4 protein-coding genes are annotated in these 4,393 nt (G+C 40.7%); 1 reads left to right on the forward strand and 3 read right to left on the reverse strand.

The window, feature by feature from the left end:
- Nucleotides 1-193: 193 nt before the first annotated feature.
- Nucleotides 194-763, forward strand: coding sequence for a nucleoside triphosphate pyrophosphatase (locus DBR11_RS15250; protein ID WP_108553521.1), 570 nt, complete (start codon nucleotides 194-196; stop codon nucleotides 761-763).
- Here DBR11_RS15250 and DBR11_RS15255 read toward each other — a convergent pair.
- From DBR11_RS15255 to DBR11_RS15265, 3 genes are read right to left on the reverse strand one after another with little or no spacing between them, the layout of a single operon-like run.
- Nucleotides 756-1,664 carry an exopolyphosphatase gene (locus DBR11_RS15255; RefSeq protein ID WP_108553522.1) on the reverse strand — a complete coding sequence of 303 codons (909 nt, stop codon included), beginning with the start codon at nucleotides 1,662-1,664 and terminating at the stop codon, nucleotides 756-758. The two genes, DBR11_RS15250 and DBR11_RS15255, sit on opposite strands and share 8 nt — an antisense overlap.
- Before the next feature lie 28 nt (nucleotides 1,665-1,692).
- Nucleotides 1,693-3,024 carry an ABC transporter permease gene (locus DBR11_RS15260; protein WP_108553523.1) on the reverse strand — a complete coding sequence of 444 codons (1,332 nt, stop codon included), beginning with the start codon at nucleotides 3,022-3,024 and terminating at the stop codon, nucleotides 1,693-1,695.
- A 5-nt stretch (nucleotides 3,025-3,029) separates the two neighbouring features.
- Complete coding sequence (locus DBR11_RS15265; RefSeq protein ID WP_108553524.1) at nucleotides 3,030-3,929, reverse strand: ABC transporter ATP-binding protein; 900 nt, start codon at nucleotides 3,927-3,929, stop codon at nucleotides 3,030-3,032.
- Between the last annotated feature and the right edge of the window lie 464 nt (nucleotides 3,930-4,393).

Here is a 4,393-nt window from a genome sequence, read left to right on the forward strand (position 1 = left end):
ATGTCAGACAGTGATACTAAAATTACTGCCTTATTAACTGATGATCAGAAAAAAGCTTATGACGCTTTAAAAGCAGAAAGAAAAGCAGCGATGGAAAAAAGAAGAGGAAGCGGAGACAATGGCGGTGGTAATCGATAATTTTTAATAAAATAATAAAAGCGGCTTTACGCCGCTTTTATTATTTTAGCGCTCTATGTACAAACAGCAACTTCCCATTATCCTCGCTTCGAAGTCTCCCAGAAGGCAGGAACTGCTCCAGCAAATGGACCTTGACTTTAAAGTCGTGTTAAAAGATGTAGATGAAAGTTATCCGGAGGGACTAAGCCCATCTGAAATAGCAGTCTATATTGCAGAAAAAAAAGCAAAAGCCTTTCTTGCAGACCAACCAAACAGCATTGTAATTACAGCCGATACGATCGTTGCCTATAATGGTGAAATTATGGGCAAGCCTGAAGATGCGAAACATGCGGAACAAATGCTGACTAAACTTTCAGGCACTGTTCATGAGGTGTATACCGGGGTAAGCCTGATCTACAATGGTGAGATTTTATCTTTTTTCGATCTTACAGAAGTCTATTTTAAAGAATTAACCACAGAGCAGATCCGCTATTATATTGAGAACTATAAGCCATTTGATAAAGCAGGAGCTTATGGTATCCAGGATTGGATAGGAATGGTCGCTGTAGAAAAAATTGTAGGTTCTTATACCAATGTCATGGGTTTACCAACTGAAAAGTTATATACTGCGCTTCTGTCTATTTAGCCGGAAGCAAGGATTGCAGTACCCCCATTTTCAAATCATAAGTGGAGAGGCTCAGCTTCTCCAAACCGATTTCATCAATAACATAATTTGTCAATATAGCTGCCAGAACAATCATATCTACCCGTAGAGGAATAAGTCCTTTCATACCGGCCCTCTCTTGATGTGTAGACGCGATGAGTCCTGCAGCAAGCTTTTTATAAGCCGGTATAGGCAAAGTACAGCAAGCAATGTTTTTAACCTCCACATCTTTTAATAATAAGGTTGCAAAAGTTTCGAATGCACCGGCTGAACCAATTAAAGTTAAAGGCTGATGTGCAGAACAGGCCTCCTTTAGTTCTTTCAGTGTACTCTCCAGGTGGTCCAGAATGATCCTTTTGTCTGTTTCATTGATTGGATCCGATTTAAAATAAGCCTGCATTAAGCGCGCAGCACCTATGTTATAACTTTTTTTCCAAAGTACTTGTTTTGGATTACAAAGGATAAATTCAGTACTGCCACCCCCAATATCCATAATCAGTGAGGGTTCAACAATCACACCTGTAGCCTGTACACCCTTAAAAATATAACCGGCCTCTTCCTCTCCGCTGATCACTTCAATGTCTATCCCGGCACGCAATTTAGCCGCTTTAACAAAATCGGCCCCATTTTCGGCACTTCTCACAGCCGAAGTTGCAGTTGCTTTAACTATGTCAACCTGTTGGTTTTTGATCTCCTGTGCGAAGGATATTAAGGTCTGAAGCCCTCTTTCGAAGGCTTCAGGTATGATGATGTTTTCGTTGATCTTTCCTTCCCCCAATTTTACAGGCGAATTGGTCTTATAGACCACATTAACCCTGTCGGAAAGGTCTGCAATAATTAAATGAAAAGTGTTGGTTCCTAAATCTATTACAGCTGCTCTCATAAGGGTGTTTTAAATAAGGGCAAATGTATTAATTTTTATAGGCAAACCACTTGATCATCTCTTTGAAGCTTGCTTTTTTGCCGTACATCAGGATTCCAACCCTGTAAATTCTGGAAGCTACCCAAACTGTTCCCACAAAGCCGATCACCATCAGGCCCATAGACAGCATCAGCTGCCAGTCCGGAACGCCATAAGGTAAACGGACCATCATGGCAATAGGAGAGGTGAAAGGGATAATCGAAAGCCAAAAGGCCATTGGTCCATAAGGATCATTTGTGACTACGCTTAAGGATAAGATATAGCCAAAGAGCAGTGGCATCATGACCGGAAACATAAATTGCTGGGTTTCGGTCTCGCTGTCTACTGCAGATCCAATGGCAGCATAGAGTGCGCTGTAAAATAGATAACCGCCGATAAAAAAGAAAATAAATACAGAAATGATCTTGGTCAGTTCCAGGTTGGCCAGGCTTTTTTGAATGTTCCCTATTCCCGGTGTATTGGCCGCTGCAACTTGTGCAGAAGGCATATTCTTAGCTTGCACGCTGGCTTGCATGGTGGTTTCTTTAAGGTCTTTATCATTCACCAGGACTTTCATAGCTATGGTCGAGATCGAAGCCGTAAGTACAATCCACAATATAAACTGAGTGAGGCCCACCAGAGCAATACCAATAATTTTCCCCATCATCAGCTGAAAAGGTTTCACAGAAGAAATCATCACTTCTATAATACGGTTTGTCTTTTCCTCAATCACACCCCTCATCACCTGCACGCCATAAAGCATAATGAACATGAACATTAAGATTCCTGAAACATAAGCAATGATCGTACTGGCACCAGCACTTGAATCTTCCTCTTTGCCGGTATCGCTGATTTTTTTGGTGTCTATATCTACAGAGGTTTTCAATTTATCCAGTTCTTCCTGGGCAATACCAGAGGTTTTTAATTTCTGATTCCGGATCAATTCCTCTATATCATCTGAAATCTTACTGCTCAGGTTCAAGCCAGCTTGTTTATTTCCCAGTAGCTGTATACCTTCCGGGTGGTTCAGGTCAAAATCAGGCATATACAATACATAATCATAGGTGCCTTTTTTTAAGGAGGATTTCATCTCCTTCAGCGACTGGTCTACATATTGATAATTTCTGTTCTTGGAAGAAGGGAGTTTTTCCAGAAGTGTTTTATTCTCACTGACAACCGCAATTTTATTGGAGGTGCCTGTAATACCCTGAATGGAAAAGTAAATCGCCACACCATAAAAACCAGCAATGATAATTGGTGTAAGTAATGTCATCACAATGAATGACTTTTTCTTAACCCTTGATAAATATTCTCTTTGTATAATGAGTAAAATCTTGTTCATGGCCTTTAATTTTTTTGTTTTACTTTTTCAATAAAAATATCATTCATGGTCGGGATCACTTCATCTAAACGGTGGATGGCCACCTGAGGCAGCAATACCGATAATAACTCATTGGCCGTTTGTCCTGGCTTAAGTTGTACTTTGATCCTGGTCATGTTTTTATGCTGTTCCGTTTCCCGGATATCAAACGGTGTTTCTGCAGACTGAAGTGTTCCTTCATATTCTACCCAATAAGTATTGTTGCGATACTCCTGCTTGATGGCCTCTACAGAGCCATCCAGAATTTTTTTGGATTGATGGATCAATGCGATATGGTCACATAGTTCTTCTACGGATTCCATTCTGTGGGTGGAGAAGATAAATGTAGAGCCTTGTCTGTTGAGTTCCAGGATTTCATTTTTTATAATATCCGCATTTACCGGATCAAATCCTGAAAAAGGTTCATCAAGAATAATCAGTTCCGGTGTATGCATCACTGTAGCCACAAATTGTACCTTCTGCTGCATCCCTTTACTCAAGTCCTCTACTTTTTTGTTCCACCAACTGCCCATATCCAGTTTCTCAAACCAGTACTTGACCCTTTTGGTCGCTTCTGCTGTACTCAGACCTTTGAGTTTAGCCAGATAGAGCACTTGCTCTCCAATTTCCATTTTCTTGTACAAACCACGTTCTTCTGGTAAATAACCAATTTGTGCAATGTGATCTGAATTTAAGCGTTTCCCATTGAATATAACTTCACCGCTGTCTGGTGCGGTAATTTGAGTTATGATACGGATTAATGAGGTTTTACCAGCTCCGTTGGGGCCAAGGAGTCCAAAGATCTTACCTTGTTCTACGGTAAGACTGACATCATCCAGGGCGCGGTGACTGGCGTACTGTTTTACAATATGGTTTACACTGAGCATAAGGTGAATTTAATTAGCTTTTTTGGTTCTTTGTTTAGTTAGTTACGTAAAATAGCAAAACGTTACAATAAAAAATGAAATAAGCTTTTGAAAAATCAATGTACTCTTCGGAGACTACGCTTTCTGCGCGCCGCTTTGCGGTATGCTTCGAAAGCTGAGGTCTCCTCTGAGTAACATTGATTTTTCCTGGGCGCTTAGGAGGGAGGAGAACCAGGCATGGCGCATACTGGTATAGAGTGTTTAACTGGTATGGAGTTAGTTTAACTGGTATAGCGTTTAACAGAGATCAGAACCAGGTATGGCGCATATTGGTACAGAGTTTAACTGGTATGGAGTTAGTTTAATTTGGTATAGCGTTTAGCAGAGAGGAGAACCAGGTATGGCGCAGAACCAGACATGTCGCATATTAATATGAGTTGGTTTAACTGGTTTAGGATTTGGCCGGAAGAAAAACAGGTATAGGT

It is taken from the genome of Pedobacter sp. HMWF019, from assembly GCF_003061025.1.
GTDB lineage: Bacteria > Bacteroidota > Bacteroidia > Sphingobacteriales > Sphingobacteriaceae > Pedobacter.

Coding starts and splice junctions, on each gene's coding strand:
- DBR11_RS15250 (WP_108553521.1), top strand. CDS start 194: ATGTACAAACAGCAACTTCCCATTATCCTCGCTTCGAAGTCTCCCAGA.
- DBR11_RS15255 (WP_108553522.1), bottom strand. CDS start 1,664: ATGAGAGCAGCTGTAATAGATTTAGGAACCAACACTTTTCATTTAATT.
- DBR11_RS15260 (WP_108553523.1), bottom strand. CDS start 3,024: ATGAACAAGATTTTACTCATTATACAAAGAGAATATTTATCAAGGGTT.
- DBR11_RS15265 (WP_108553524.1), bottom strand. CDS start 3,929: ATGCTCAGTGTAAACCATATTGTAAAACAGTACGCCAGTCACCGCGCC.